Consider the following 14,000-nt stretch of genomic DNA (forward strand, 5'->3'; position numbering starts at 1 on the left):
ACATTATTCACTATCAGAATCGCTCTTCTTTCCCATCACTTTGGCGCCAACAGCGCCGGCGGCCAGACCAGCCAGTGCGGCGTAGCCGGGCGTGACATCGATCGACTTCTTGTTGTCGGTCATGATGGGAGGATAGGTCGCTGGCGGCGTGGCTGTGCTCAGCGGCACGGTGTCCCACATGCTGCCCTCAAAGGGGTATTCCGGTTCGGTACAGCCGTTACAGGGATGGCCGTTTTCGATGCACCAGTTGGTGCCGGAGTTGAATTTCTTTTCCGGGCAGTTGGCGTGGGCCATCGGTCCTTTACAGCCGAGCTTGTAGAGACAGCCGGCATCGCCGAACTTCTCGGCGAACTCGCCCTTGTCAAACAGGCCGCGCAGCGGACAGTTGTCGTGAATCAGTTTTTTATAGTGCATTTCCGGGCGGCCGATTTTATCGAGCTTGATCGCTTCCGGGCCGTGCAGCAGCAGCGCTGCCAGGGTGCCGACGAACCAGTCGGGGTGGATGGCGCAGCCCGGGAGGTTGATGGTCGGGGTGGTGATGCCTTCTTGGGCGAAGAATTCTTTGACGCCGACCGAGCCGCTCGGGTTCATGTTGGCCTTGTTGACGCCACCGTAAGAGGCACAAGAGCCGACGGCGAGAACCGCCTTGGCTTTGCTGCCCATCCGCTTGATGTGCTCTTTGCCGTGGATGCCGTGACCGTTTTTCTCACCGATTTCGCACATGATGCCGTCGTCGGCCAGCATCACCGAACCTTCAACGACCAGAATGAACGGCTTCTCTTCGGTGTCGTACATTGCCTGCATCGCCAGGTCGCCACTGGCGGCCATGATGGTCGGGTGGAAGTTGAGCGAGATGTGATGGCCAGGCAATACCTGATCGAGCAGCACATCCTGAATCCGTGGTGCCAAACTGTTCAGCAGTGACACCGAGCAACCGCTACAGCAGCCGGACGCCAGCCAGACCACCGGGGTTTCCTGGACGGCAGCAGCGAAAGCGCTGCGCAGGGTCGGGTTGTCAAGTAGGCTGACGCCGAGCGCGGCGGTCCCTGCTGCGGACGTTTTCAGAAAAGAACGTCGTGAAAGAGCCATTGTATATCTCCTAAATATTTGAATTTAAATAACTGTTGATTTCCTGCAGCACCAATTCGCTGGCCCGCTCGATCTGCGCCTTGACCGGCTCGCTGAGGCCGATGCCGAGACCGGTTTCCAGCGGCTGGCAGCCGATGACGACGGTCTCTTTCGGCTTGCAGTCGACCAGTTCCCCCAGCTTGAGGGTTTCCAGCAGGCCGACCTGATGCAGTGAGTTCATCGGCAGCGCCCCATCTTCAACCTCTTGCGGGCTGAAACGGTAGAGGGTGCCTGCTTCCTGGCCACCGCGAACCGCATCGAGAACGATCATCTTTTCGCGCCCATTAAATACTTCCATCAGGTCGATGGCGCTGGTCCCGGCGTCGAACAGCTCGACATCCTCCGGCAGATCGAGTTTCGCCAAACGACCGAGAACGGCATCGGCGAAGCCGTCATCCATACGCAGGATGTTGCCGACCGCCATCACCAGCAGCGGAGCGTAGGGTTCGCGATACTGGGCTGCGGCTTCCATTACTGCGCTCCGACGACGAAGCGGCCGAGGTCTTCACCTTTGGGGGTGACGACGTGCACCGCGCAGGACAGGCAGGGATCGTAAGAGCGGACGATGCGGACCAGTTCAAAGGGGTTGTTGGCATCTTTGACCTTGGTGCCGATCAGTGACTGCTCGATTGGACCGGGCTGACCCTTGGCGTCCATCGGACCAGCGTTCCAGGTGGTCGGGACCACGGCCTGGTAGTTCTTGGTCTTGCCGCCTTCGACGACGATCCAGTGCCCCAGGGCACCGCGCGGAGCTTCGTGCAAGCCCATGCCGCGGCTGTTGACGTCGAGGTTGAAGTCGGTGAAGGTCGGCTGGCCCGGCTGCAGTTGCAGCGCCCACTCTTTGAGCTTTTCGGCGACCAGTTTGGTTTCGATAGCGCGGGCGGCGTGACGGCCGAGCACCGAGAACAGCGCTTCCGGACCGGCATTGAACTTGCCGAGCACACCGTTGACCAAGCCTTGCACGGCTTTATCGCCGGAGACATAGCTGGCCAGCATCCGTGCCAGCGGGCCGACTTCGAGGACTTCACCGTCGTAACGTGGCGACTTGATCCAGCTGTAAGCGCCGGCTTTGTCGCGCTCGGGGATGGTGTTTCCGTCGTAGGGGTGCTGGGCGCCGTGGTCGGCAAAGTAGCTGCTTTGCACTTCTTCGGTGATCTTGTTCGGATCGAGGCGGCGCAGTTTCAGGTCGGAGGTGACGATTCCCTGTGGCAGCCAGCGCTGGCGCTTGGTCAGATCGGGATCGCTGTCGAGATCGAAACAGCCGAAGGACATGAACTGCTTGCAGCCGGCACCGATACCGAAGTAGTCGCTGTAGCGATTTGCCACCATCATGACGTCCGGCAGATAGTAGGCGTCGATGAAGTCGATCAACTGCTCCATGCGCCAGATGAAACCGGCGATCTTATCGATAGTCGGCGCAGCAGTAACACCACCGGCAACGATCGACATGTTGTGCGGCATTTTTCCGCCGAACACCGAAACCGCTTCATGGGCCAGGCGGCGCATGTTGAGGGCCTTGACGTAGTGACCGGTCGCCGCGATGTTTTCTTCTTTAGTCAGGCGGTAGTCGCCTTCGTAGCGCGGCACAAAAGGACCAAGATGGCCACGACCGATGAACTTTTTGACCTTGGTCAGGTCGGGATCACCGCCGGTATAATCGGCACAGGCAGCCACGTCGACATAATCGAGCGCGGCCAACTGGTAGAAATGCAGGATGTGTGATTGAACGAAGTTGGCACCCTGAATCAGGTTGCGCAGAATTCGGCCATTGTCGGTGATGGCACCGTTGACGCCGTAGGCTTCATCGAGGGCGAATGCGGCAGCCAGCCCGTGAGAGGTCGGACAGACGCCGCAGATGCGCTGCACGATACGGGCTGCGTCGCGTGGGTCGCGACCGATGAGGATGTTCTCCAGGCCCCGGTACATCATGCCGGAACTTTTTGCTTCTTTGACGACTCCGTTCTCAACGACGGCTTCGACCTTCATGTGGCCTTCGACGCGCGAGATTGGATCAATGACGATTTTTGCCATGGTTCACTTCTCTCCTTTTTTGCGGCCCTGGTGGGACCCTTTTAGAAATTATCGGGCGCCGGGTAATGCATAGACCGAGCAACCGAATAGCAGGTGGCACTGCGAAGTGCGTGAAGGGTCTCTTGGGACCACAGAACACACCAGGGGGAGCGGATACGCAAGTACTGTGCCCAAAAGTGTCTAGGGAGTGCTAAAGCAGCGAAACAATTAGAGGTATACGGCAGGAAGGGTCTGGTTGGTCAAAGTGTATACGGACAAAAGTAAACAGGGTGCGTCATTTTGTCTCGTCGAGGAGATTGTCCTTGTTGATATTGTACTGCTGCAGTTTGCGGTCGAGGGTGCGGCGGGCAATATTAAGTATCTGCGAGGTGCGTAATTTGTGATAGCCGGTTTCGTGGTAGATCTGCTCAATATAGAGCTTTTCTACTTCTTCCAGCGGCATCCCCGCCTCGGGCATGGCCATCGGCGTGACTTGGTCGGCAGTCAGTTTAGCAGGTAGCTGGGCGATATCTATCTCGCCTTCATCGGCGAGGATGACGGCCATCTCGATAATGTTTTCCAGCTCACGGACGTTGCCCGGCCAGCTGTAGCTCTGCAGCAGGTTTATGGCGTCGGAGGTCAGTAGCAGTTTGTCGCGTCCGGCGAATTTCTCGACGAACAGCCTGGCCAGGGGCTCGATGTCTTCGGGGCGTTCACGCAACGGTGGAACCTGAAGAATGACCACATTGAGGCGGTAGTAGAGATCTTCACGGAAGCGTCCGGCTTTGACTTCTTCCTCTAGGTCCTTGTTGGTGGCGGCAATAAAGCGAACATTGGCGTGGCGTACTTTGGTCGATCCGACCGGAATAAACTCTCTCTCCTGCAGCACGCGCAGCAGTTTGGCTTGCAGCCCCGGGCTGATATCGCCAATTTCGTCCAGAAATAGAGTGCCCTGCTCGGCCTCCTCGATCAAGCCGCGCTGACTGCCGACGGCACCGGTGAAGGCGCCTTTGACGTAGCCGAACAGCTGGCTTTCCAACAGGGTGTCGGTCAAGGCGGCACAGTTGATGGTGAGAAAACGCTGCTCACTGCGCCTGCTGCTGTAGTGGATGGTTGAAGCGATAATCTCTTTGCCGGTGCCGCTTTCGCCCATGATCAGGATGTTGGCTTCCGAAGGAGCGACCTTTTGCGCCAGTTTGAAGACTTGGCCGAAGGAGGGGCTCTTAAAAACCACCTGCTCGGGATCGAAGCGGCGGCGGATCTCCGCTTTTAAGGAGCGGTTTTCCGAGACCAGCCGGTTATGCTCAATCAGTTTGTCGATCAGGGTGTTCAGTTCGCTCGGCGTAAATGGTTTGAGCAGATAATCGTAGGCCCCCTGCTTCATCGCTTCGACGGCACCGCGAACCGTGCCGAAGGCATTCATGGTGACCACCGGTTGCTGCGGCCGCAAGCGCTTGATCCGCCGCAACAGGTCGGGTCCGGAAATGTCCGGCAGGTGCATATCGATAAGAATCAGATCGGGGGCGACCTCGTCCTGTTCCTCCAGTACCTGCAAGAGGCTGTTCCCCTGGGTATAGCTGACGATCTGGTGGCCCTGAAGCTTAAGGTTTTTTTCCAGAAGCTGGCGGGAGTTTTGTTCCGCATCGCAGATATAGATTTTTCCGCTGTGCATAGCTGTACCGTATCGCCTTGATAGGGCGGTTACCGTATATCGCGAAGGGGATACCGTATACCGCTGGGGGGTGACTTGCTTTTTTAGTGAATTTGCCTATAGTGAGCATTTAGCGAAAAAATGTAACATTTTGTCTCGCTCGCTTTTTTTAAAAAGACATTTTTTGTTGTTTCTGTAAAGGGAATTTTTTTGCACGAACTGGGAATCACGCAGAGTATTGTCGAGATCGCCGAGCAGACCGCCATTAAACAGCAGGCGGTCAAGATCCTTTCGGTTACGGTGGAAGTCGGCAGCCTTGCCGGAGTCGTGCCGGAAGCGCTCGAATTCTGTTTCGAGGCCTGTAGCAGCGGCACTTTGCTGGAAGGCGCACAACTGCTGATCGAAAAGATTCCGGCGCGCGCCCGTTGCCGGGACTGTGCCTGTGAATTCCCGCTCGAAGAATTTCTCGCCTGTTGTCCCGAGTGTGATAGTGCCGCCAGCGAACTGCTCTCTGGTGAAGAATTGCGCGTTAAAGAAATGGAGATCGACTGACCATGTGTATCGATTGCGGCTGCGGACCGGTAGATCATCATCACCACGATCATGACCATCAACATGACCATCAAGATGAGCATGAACATGGTAGGGGGAAAAAGATCACTATCGAAGAGGACTTGCTGTCGAAGAATAACCGGCTGGCGAACAATAACCGCGCCCGCTTTCAGCAGCAGGGATTGTTGGTGCTGAATCTGGTCAGTTCTCCCGGTAGCGGCAAAACCACCATCCTCGAAACGACCCTGAAGGATCTGCAGGGGGAGCTCGGTTTCGCTGTCCTCGAAGGCGATCAGCAGACCAGTAACGATGCCGACCGCATCGCCGCGACCGGTGTGCCGGCGCATCAAATCAATACCGGTGCCGGTTGCCATCTTGACGCGCATATGGTTGGTCACGGCGTCGAGCATTTCGATCTGGAGAAGACCGATGTGCTGATGATCGAGAATGTTGGCAATCTGGTTTGCCCGGCTTCCTTTGATCTGGGTGAAGACGCCAAGGTGGCGGTTCTTTCGATCACTGAAGGCGAGGACAAGCCGCTTAAATACCCGCAGATGTTTCGCGCCAGCAGCCTGATGTTGATCAATAAGCTGGATTTGCTGCCGCACCTGCGTTTCGATCTGGAAAAATGCCGCGAGTATGCCCTGCGGGTCAACCCGGAGATCGAGATTATCGAGCTGTCCTGTTACAATCGTGACGGCCTCGATCAGTGGTACGCCTGGTTACGGAATAAACTGGCAGCGAAGAAATCGCTTTGAGGTGATGATATGTGTTTAGCGGTCCCGATGAAGGTTGTTGCAATTGAAGAGGGCACGGCGATCTGTGAAGTTGACGGTGTGCGTCGTGAGGGCAGCTTGATGATGCTTGACGATGTGGTGATTGGTGATTATGTCCTGCTGCACGCCGGCTTTGCGATTGAAAAAATCGATCCGGAGGAGGCCGAAAAGACTATTGAGATATTCCGCGAAGTACTGGCCGCCGGGATTTTGCCGGAATGAAGTACGCCAGTGAGTTCCGTGATCCGCAACTGGCCAAGGGCTTACTGACCGCCATCGCCAAAGAGGTCGCCGATTATCCCGGCACCATCACCTTGATGGAGGTCTGCGGTACCCATACCATGTCGATCTATCAGCATGGTATCCGCAGTTTGTTGCCGCCGCAGATTCGACTGATCTCCGGGCCCGGTTGTCCGGTTTGTGTTACGCCGATCGGCTATGTCGACCGCGCCGTCGCCTATGCCCGGCAGGACGATGTCATCATCGCCACCTTCGGCGATATGGTCCGCGTTCCCGGTTCCAGCAGCAGTCTGTTGCACGAGCAGGCGAGCGGGGCACAGATCAAGATCGTCTATTCACCGTTGGATGCCGTGACGCTGGCGGAGAAAAATCCCGAGAAAAAAATCATCTTTCTCGGGGTTGGTTTTGAGACCACGGCACCGACCATCGCCGGTTCGATGGTCGAAGCGAAAAAGCGTGGCCTGAAAAACTACTTTGTCCTCTCGGCACATAAAACCATGCCGACACCGATGGCTGCCCTGGCCAGCGATCCGGAGTTGCAGGTCGATGGCTACATCTGTCCGGCCCACGTCAGTGCGGTGATCGGTGCGGATGCCTACCAGCCATTGGTCGATCAGTTTAAGGTTCCCTGCGTGGTGACCGGTTTCGAACCGCTCGATATGTTGCGCGGCATTCAGCTGTTGGCCCAGCAGGTTGTTGCCGGCCGTGCCGAGGTGGAAAACGAGTACCAGCGGATCGTTAAGCCGCAAGGCAACAGCAAGGCGCAAGCGCTGCTTGCAGAGGTGTTCGAGCCCTGTGATGCGACTTGGCGGGGCATCGGCGACATTCCGGACAGCGGGTTGAAAATTTCTGCCGCTTATGCTGAATTTGATGCCGAGCAGCAGTTGCCGGTTGAGGTCGAAGAGCCTATTGAGCATAAAGGATGCCTCTGTGGCGAGATTCTCAAGGGCAAAGTGACGCCGAAGCAGTGCCCGTTGTTTCGGAAGGCCTGTACGCCGGAGTATCCGATCGGGGCTTGTATGGTGAGCAGCGAAGGAACCTGTGCGGCGGAGTATAAATACGGCTGCTGAAAATACCCCATCTGCGTTGTTGCCTTTGGCTTCGGCGCTGCGACGTAGCTTTCGCTACGCCTCACTTCTCTGCCTTCAGGCGCCTAGCATCTGGAGCATTTTGAGCAGCCTCTGGCGATGCTAGGTCCTGCTGAAATTCAGGAGTCTGTTTTGAAAAACGATGTCATTCTGCTTGGCCACGGTAGTGGCGGTAAGCTCAGTCATCAACTGCTCGACGAACTGATCATCCCGATCCTCTCACAGGTTGCGCAAAGCGATCAGAACGATGCGGCGATCCTTGAGGGGATCGACAGCAGCCGGTTGGCTTTTACCACCGATTCCTATGTGGTCGATCCGATTATTTTTCCCGGCGGTAATATCGGCGATCTGGCGATTAACGGCACGGTCAATGACCTGGCGATGAGCGGTGCGCGGCCCTTGGCCCTGAGTGTCGGTTTGATTCTCGAAGAGGGCTTGCCTCTAAGTGAGTTGCGTGAAGTGCTGGAAGCGATGAAGGCTGCGGCTGATAAAGCGGATGTGAAGATCGTCACTGGCGATACCAAGGTGGTGCCACGTGGCAAAGGGGATAAAATCTTCATCAACACATCGGGGATCGGCGTTTTTGATCACGAGTTAACGATTGTTGGCAGTGCTGCCCGGCCGGGCGACAAAGTTCTCATCAATGGCAGTATTGGTGACCACGGCATGGCGGTGCTGGCCAGTCGCGAAGGTCTTGATCTGCAGAGCGATATCGAGACTGACAGCATGGCTTTGAATGGTCTGGTGGCCTCATTGTTGAGCGAGCTTGGTGACGCTGTGCACGTGTTGCGTGATCCGACCCGTGGTGGGGTGGCGACAACCTTGAAAGAGATTGCCCTGCAGTCGCAGGTCGACATTTGTCTGCTGGAGGCGGATTTGCCGGTTAATCAAGCGGTCGCCGGCGCTTGTGCGATTCTCGGACTTGATCCCCTCTTTGTCGCCAACGAAGGCAAGCTGTTGGTTATTGTTGCCGCTGAAAAAGCCGAAGCGGCTTTGCAATTGCTGCGGCAGTTACCGGAGGGCGCCGGAGCGGCGATCATTGGTGAAGTTACGCAGAGCTCCGCTGGTCGGGTGATGATGCAGACGGCGATCGGTGGCATGCGGGCGATTGAGATGTTGGCCGGCGAGCAGCTGCCGAGAATTTGTTAGTTTTTTGCAGCGCGTTTTACGGCTGACAGATCTTTTTCTGCAGATCAAGTAAGCGTTGGCAGTGGCGTTCGTCTTCCTTGGCCATAGCGGCAAACATCTCCTTAAGGTTGTTTTCCTTGAAGTCGTATGAATTGGCGATATGAATCTGACTAAAATTCTTTTCCAGTTCGACACCGATACTGATGGCTTGTTGGTCATCGACCTCGATCAACAGGGTTTTCTCCAGGATATGTTCCGCCTGCTGTAGCAGGTTTTGCGACTGCTGCAGCATGTCTTCAATGCTTGTAACAACTGATCCTTCAGGGAAGCGCAAGGCGAAGCGGAGCTGATTGGCGTGGTCGTCTTCGTCCGCTGCCAGTTCCAGGAGTGTTTCCCGGACAACCGTGCTCAAGCGAGGGGACTTGGTCATGTTGCGGTAAATTTTGCCGACAGTTTCTTCTGTCTTGATGCCGATGTTGAGGTGTTTCTTCATGGCAGGTCCACCGTCTTTGTAGGAGTTTTGTATACGTAGAGTTGCTGTATTCTATCTGAGGTGGCAGTTTGCTGCAAGGTCGTGGGTGTTTGGTTGAGAGAGGGCGTAAAAATAAAGAGAGCCCGGTGATGGAGGGGGGGTACCACCGGGCTCCCAGGTGACGAATCACCTGTTCTTTGTTTGCCATTCTATCAAGTCAACCTTATAAGTCAAGAACTAAACCTGTCGACTACGGAAAATAAATAAATACTGTTTTTGTAAAGTAACGCGACCTGTGGGTGTTTACTGATCCTAAGGTCATCCAACACTTATGTAGGCATAGATGTGGAAAAACAGAATGAGGTCGTGTAGTCTTTACAGACCTACTAATAAAAACTTCCAGGGGGGGGCTGTGAAAATTTCTTTGGTCAGCGTTGTCTATCTTGATGGAACGGTCAGTACGGTCAGTAACGATGTTCTTGACGTTTTGGTTGCAACAGGGAAAATCCAACGCTTTAAGCGCAGTGACGGTTGGGTGGAAGTGATTCGCCGCGGAGCCAAGTTACGGGACTACCGTAATGGGGATGGCTATGTCGGTCCAGAAAGGCGTGCTCCCTGGCCGCGTGAGGCTAAAGAGCAGAAATAGTTTAGTTTGAATAGAATCGATAAAAAGAGCGGATGCAGGCATGCCTGCATCCGCTCTTTTTGTTTTGAGGTGTAGGTTTTAAAGTAACTTTTTCCCTGCTGCGGAGCCGGCAACTTTGCGTAATGCTTGGATGACTTCCGCATCATATTTGTCTGTCGCTGACTCGAGAATGGCAAAAATGTCGTCAAGTGGTCGTGCTGGCCGGTAGGAGCGTGGTTTGACCATAGCGCAAAAGCTATTGGTGACCGCCATGATTCGTGCCGGCAGGGAGATTTGTTCTCCCTGTAATCCGTTCGGATAGCCGCTGCCATCGAGGAATTCATTCATCTGCAGAATACTGTCGAAAATTGGCAGGTCGAATTCAATGTCGTGTAAAACGTTTGCCGAAAATTCGACATGTTTCTCAACCGCTTGTTTTTCCGCATCGGTCAAGGTGCCCGGTTTTTGTAGTAAATCCTGAGCAACAAACATTTTTCCGATCTGCGACAAAAAGGATGCGGTTTCAACCGTTGCCGCAACCTGTGGGGGGCAGTTGAGGGCGTTTGCTGTTGCAACAGCAAGGCTGCTCATCAACCGTGAATGCCCTGCCAGATAGGGGTCGTTCAGTTCGACAGTTTTCGCCAGCGCCTCAATTGTTTGCCGGGTGGCTCGCTCTGAGCGGCGCTGATTTTCGAGCAATTCCGTTACGTCACGAAATGTGGCTATGATTCCGGTCAGGTTTCCTTCTGCATCGATAAAAGGAACTTTGGCGATTTGCAGATCGTGTCGTTTGGATTGCAGGTAGATCACTTCATCGCCGATGACCTGTTGGCGGTTCGCGATCACCTGTTGATCGGAGTGTTCCAACCGCTTTGCCGTGTCGAAACCGAAAATCGCCGCATCGTCCAGTCCGATCAATTCTTTTTGCGATCGCCCGACCGCTTCGGCAAACGCCGGATTGACGTAACGATACTGGCCATTGTTGTCTTTTAGGCCGATATATTCAGACAAGTTTCCATTGATGCTGTCGAGCAACTGCCGCTGTTCTTCGGACTGCAGTGCCAGGCGTTTGAAATCATCGGCCGTTTTTTGTGTTTCCACCCCGAGCAAACGCCACCAGAGTGCTCCCAATAGCACCAGGAACAGCAGGCTGCCGAGGCTCACCAGGCTGATGGTTACGCGCCGATAATCGGCCAGAGGGGTCATGGCGATGGTTGGATCTGCCTGCTGCATCACCCACCAGTTAAGCTCGGGAACCTTGAGTGCCAGAGAGTAGACATCACCTTGTTCTCTGGCCGCAGCTCGCTTGGCAAAGGGCAAATTCTGGTTATCGTTAACCCCCAGCTCATATTTGAGCGGGAAGATTTCTCCCGGCAGCCAAGGAACCAGTTCGGTATATTCCGCTTGTTGACTCTGCAGCAGGCGGGTCTGTTCGCCCTTACCAATCAGCGGCGAGGTGGAGAGGATTTCGTTAACTTTCCCGGAAATATTCTTGCTCAGCTGCAGAACCGCAACCGGGCGCGTGGTCTCGTCTGACATTTGCAGCGCCGGGATCGGCAGATAAATATGCAGGATCAATCCATTGCCGGTCGCTTTGGCAGGAGAGTAAATAATGCGATTTTCCCGTAGCGCTTGTTGGGTCAGCAGGGCTTGATCTTTGTTTAGTGGTCTTGTCCCGGCATCGGTGGCGATATAAGAGAGGCCGGAGCGGTTGATGATGCGCCCGGATAAAAAGCCGGAATATTGGGTGAATTCGCGTAACAGATTCTGCATCATCGGCAGCTGTTCGGCCAGCTGTTGATATTCTGTATTGGCGGCAGGTTCAGTGCCCAGTGGGGTGGTCAGCAGCAGGGAAATATCTTCTTCAATCAAGTCGACTTCGGAGGCATAGAGTCGGAACAGGTCCGAATGAATAATCCGGTTTCCCTGGGCGGAAAGACCTTCCAGCCAGACTGAAATGACATCGACGCGCCCTTTGGCCAGCACCTCCAGCCGTTTCTCCAGGGCGTGTTCGAGGGCCTTCTGTTTGTTATCCAGTCCCCAATAAATAAGAAAGACTGCCACGGAAACCACCAACAGCAGAACCCAGCAGCTCAGTCTGAACAGGCGTTTTTTCTGTTTCAGCGGCTCCGTCGTGTCGATTTGCACTGCTTGGTTGAATAGGTTGTCAGCCCCGTTATTTTGCATTTTCAGGCCCCTTTAAGGTTGAAGAATTTATGGAAAACTTTTTAAATTTTCGAATATGTGCCCAGCGGTACAGTTCGTTAACCGAGTACTGTGGCTGGTAGTGTTTATAGTTGTGCTGTGGCAAAACCAGATCGGACATATTATCCATGACGTAGAATTGTTCGTCCTGATAGACGGCTAACACCGCATGGCCCAAATTCCGAATGTTATCCTTTACCACTACGATACGTAACGCCATGGCCGGGTAGCCCAGCTGTCGTAAGGCAAAGTATTTGCTGATAGCGTAATCTTCACAGTCGCCCGAAGAACGCATGAATTCGTTTGGCGATGCCCAGTAATCGCTGAGCCCATACGTCTCCAGATCGAGTCGATAGGGCCAGCGGTTAAAAAATAGATTGACCCACTTCAGTTGCTCGAAAGGAGCCAGCTTTTGCGCAGTGGTCAGCATCTGCTGCCAACTGCGCGCCGCCGCGTTGCAACTGCCCGGGTCGGTTGAGCAGGATGCGTAGGCTGTCATCTGTTGCTGCGCAATGACGACCAGTTGCTTCCAGGCCTGGAAAGCTTTCAATGAGCCACGAAATTGCATGCTGTCGAACAGTTCGACCGACTTGGCAGGTATCGGGAACTTGTCGGCACTTTGCTGCTGCGCGGCATAGAGGTCCGTACAAAATAGGCCGAAAAGGACCAGACAGGCCAGACCGTATTTCGCTAGGTACCCTTGATACCTCTGTTGGAGGCGGTTGCCCATCAACGCTCCCTGAGAGCATTCTGTTTTGCTTTGAGGATCGGCTTCAGGAGATAGTCGAGGACCGTTTTTTGTCCGGTCAGAATATCAATTCCGGCTGTCATCCCAGGCATAATCGGTAATTTTGCTCCTCGGTAGGTCAGGGCGTTGGTTTTGGTGCGCAGTTTGACCTTGTAGAAGCTTTCATCCTCGTGTTCCCCCTGGATGGTGTCGGCGCTGATCTGTTCGACGACCCCTTGCATGCCACCGTAAATAGAAAAATCGTAAGCGCTGATTTTTATCATGGCTGCTTGGCCAGGGTGTAAAAAGGCGATGTCCGCGGGGCGGATACGGGCTTCGATCAATAAGGTATCGTCCAGCGGGACGACCTCCATGATCGCTTCGCCCGGTCTGATGACACCGCCGATGGTATTGATATTGATCTGTTTGGTGGTGCCGCGCACCGGAGAGCGAACATCGGTGCGGGTGACTCGATCCTTGCCGGCGGAGATTGTTTCTTGCATCGATTTAAGTTCAACGCGGCGGCGGCTCAGTTCATCCAGCGCTTGAGAGCGGAATTCCGCCTTGCGTTGGGCGATGCGCTGTTTGGCTTCTTCGGCCGCTTGCTGTACTCGTGGCTGCCCGAGTTGCAGGGCTTCAATATCCCCTTGCAGGGTGATGATCTCCCGCTCAAGTTTTAAATAATCGACTTCCGGGTAGAGCTGCTGTTCCCAGAGAGGTTTGGCGATGTTGAGCTGTTTATTGGCCACCACCAGGCTTTTCCGCAGTTGTCTTTGTCGGCCTTTCATTTCGGCGATTTCCTGCTGCCGCTGGCTCAACTGTGCCTGCATCATGCGCAATTCACTGTTCAGCTGGTTCTGGCGGGAATTAAAGATGTTCAGTTGATCTTGCTTCAGCTGTGGGCTGCCGGTAAAACTTTGCTCAAATTTCAGTTTCGTGCTGTTGGCTTCGGCCGTCAACCGAGCCAGTGCCGCCTCATGCTCAAGCGCTTGATTGCGGGCATCGCGGTATTGGCTGGCCGCCTGGGAGTTATTAATCCGTAGTAGGATGTCGCCTTTTTGCACAATCTGGTTTTCACCAACGAGAATTTCTTCGAGAATCCCCCCTTCGAGATTCTGAATCACCTGTACCCGCTGAGATGGGATGACCTGGCCCATGCCGCGAGTCACTTCATCAACCTCGGCCTGACTGGCCCAGTACAAAAAAGTGATCAGCAACAGAAAGATGGTTACTGACAGGACGTAGGCGAAATTGTGCCCGGTCTGGTAAATGGACGCATCGCGTGCATCCATAAAATCGAGGTCGTTTTTCTCGATTCCGGCCTGTCGCGCGCGGTGAGACGGAATGAACAGATTGATGATTTTATCGATAAAGGATTTCATAAATATTCTCGGGCCC

General features: G+C 54.6%; 14 protein-coding genes. 6 read left to right on the forward strand and 8 right to left on the reverse strand.

The window, feature by feature from the left end; all coding sequences use genetic code 11:
* Positions 1 to 3: 3 nt before the first annotated feature.
* The 4 genes from ACZ5PT_RS07045 to ACZ5PT_RS07060 all read right to left on the reverse strand — a co-directional run bounded on the left by ACZ5PT_RS07045 (position 4) and on the right by ACZ5PT_RS07060 (position 4,810).
* Complete coding sequence (locus ACZ5PT_RS07045) at positions 4 to 1,089, reverse strand: hydrogenase small subunit (protein WP_464266104.1); 1,086 nt, start codon at positions 1,087 to 1,089, stop codon at positions 4 to 6.
* Between the two features lie 10 nt (positions 1,090 to 1,099).
* Positions 1,100 to 1,600: a hydrogenase maturation protease gene (locus ACZ5PT_RS07050; protein WP_464266105.1), complete on the reverse strand. Its 501-nt coding sequence runs from the start codon at positions 1,598 to 1,600 to the stop codon at positions 1,100 to 1,102.
* On the reverse strand, positions 1,600 to 3,159 hold the full coding sequence (locus ACZ5PT_RS07055) for a nickel-dependent hydrogenase large subunit (protein ID WP_464266106.1): 1,560 nt from the start codon (positions 3,157 to 3,159) through the stop codon (positions 1,600 to 1,602). Before ACZ5PT_RS07055 ends, ACZ5PT_RS07050 begins: the two co-directional genes overlap by 1 nt.
* A 274-nt stretch (positions 3,160 to 3,433) precedes the next feature.
* Positions 3,434 to 4,810, reverse strand: coding sequence for a sigma-54-dependent transcriptional regulator (locus ACZ5PT_RS07060; protein WP_464266107.1), 1,377 nt, complete (start codon positions 4,808 to 4,810; stop codon positions 3,434 to 3,436).
* A 189-nt stretch (positions 4,811 to 4,999) separates the two neighbouring features.
* Here ACZ5PT_RS07060 and hypA point away from each other — a divergent pair, with 189 nt between their 5' ends.
* The 5 genes from hypA (at position 5,000) to hypE (ending at position 8,594) form a co-directional block, all read left to right on the forward strand.
* A complete protein-coding gene (gene hypA, locus ACZ5PT_RS07065) occupies positions 5,000 to 5,341 on the forward strand; it encodes a hydrogenase maturation nickel metallochaperone HypA (RefSeq protein ID WP_464266108.1) in 342 nt (113 codons plus the stop codon).
* A 2-nt stretch (positions 5,342 to 5,343) separates the two neighbouring features.
* Positions 5,344 to 6,099: a hydrogenase nickel incorporation protein HypB gene (gene hypB, locus ACZ5PT_RS07070; RefSeq protein ID WP_464266109.1), complete on the forward strand. Its 756-nt coding sequence runs from the start codon at positions 5,344 to 5,346 to the stop codon at positions 6,097 to 6,099.
* 9 nt (positions 6,100 to 6,108) lie between these two features.
* Positions 6,109 to 6,339, forward strand: a complete 231-nt coding sequence (locus tag ACZ5PT_RS07075; RefSeq protein WP_464266110.1) for a HypC/HybG/HupF family hydrogenase formation chaperone — start codon at positions 6,109 to 6,111, stop codon at positions 6,337 to 6,339.
* Positions 6,336 to 7,427 carry a hydrogenase formation protein HypD gene (gene hypD, locus ACZ5PT_RS07080; RefSeq protein ID WP_464266111.1) on the forward strand — a complete coding sequence of 364 codons (1,092 nt, stop codon included), beginning with the start codon at positions 6,336 to 6,338 and terminating at the stop codon, positions 7,425 to 7,427. Before ACZ5PT_RS07075 ends, hypD begins: the two co-directional genes overlap by 4 nt.
* A gap of 150 nt (positions 7,428 to 7,577) precedes the next feature.
* Entirely contained in the window at positions 7,578 to 8,594 is a 1,017-nt protein-coding gene (gene hypE, locus ACZ5PT_RS07085; RefSeq protein ID WP_464266112.1) for a hydrogenase expression/formation protein HypE, read from the forward strand.
* Positions 8,595 to 8,610: 16 nt separating this feature from the next.
* Here the strand turns inward: hypE and ACZ5PT_RS07090 are convergent, their stop codons facing one another.
* Positions 8,611 to 9,066: a ferritin family protein gene (locus ACZ5PT_RS07090; RefSeq protein WP_464266113.1), complete on the reverse strand. Its 456-nt coding sequence runs from the start codon at positions 9,064 to 9,066 to the stop codon at positions 8,611 to 8,613.
* A gap of 391 nt (positions 9,067 to 9,457) precedes the next feature.
* Here ACZ5PT_RS07090 and ACZ5PT_RS07095 point away from each other — a divergent pair, with 391 nt between their 5' ends.
* A complete protein-coding gene (locus ACZ5PT_RS07095) occupies positions 9,458 to 9,691 on the forward strand; it encodes a GSU3473 family protein (protein ID WP_464266114.1) in 234 nt (77 codons plus the stop codon).
* Positions 9,692 to 9,769: 78 nt separating this feature from the next.
* Here the strand turns inward: ACZ5PT_RS07095 and ACZ5PT_RS07100 are convergent, their stop codons facing one another.
* The 3 genes from ACZ5PT_RS07100 to ACZ5PT_RS07110 are packed head-to-tail and all read right to left on the reverse strand — an operon-like array spanning position 9,770 to position 13,984.
* Positions 9,770 to 11,857, reverse strand: coding sequence for an HD-GYP domain-containing protein (locus ACZ5PT_RS07100; protein WP_464266115.1), 2,088 nt, complete (start codon positions 11,855 to 11,857; stop codon positions 9,770 to 9,772).
* Positions 11,847 to 12,605, reverse strand: a complete 759-nt coding sequence (locus ACZ5PT_RS07105) for a transglutaminase-like cysteine peptidase (protein ID WP_464266116.1) — start codon at positions 12,603 to 12,605, stop codon at positions 11,847 to 11,849. The genes ACZ5PT_RS07100 and ACZ5PT_RS07105 overlap by 11 nt, the downstream gene beginning before the upstream one ends.
* Positions 12,605 to 13,984, reverse strand: a complete 1,380-nt coding sequence (locus ACZ5PT_RS07110) for an HlyD family type I secretion periplasmic adaptor subunit (protein WP_464266117.1) — start codon at positions 13,982 to 13,984, stop codon at positions 12,605 to 12,607. The genes ACZ5PT_RS07105 and ACZ5PT_RS07110 overlap by 1 nt, the downstream gene beginning before the upstream one ends.
* Positions 13,985 to 14,000: the final 16 nt, after the last annotated feature.

It is taken from the genome of Desulfuromusa ferrireducens, from assembly GCF_055389805.1.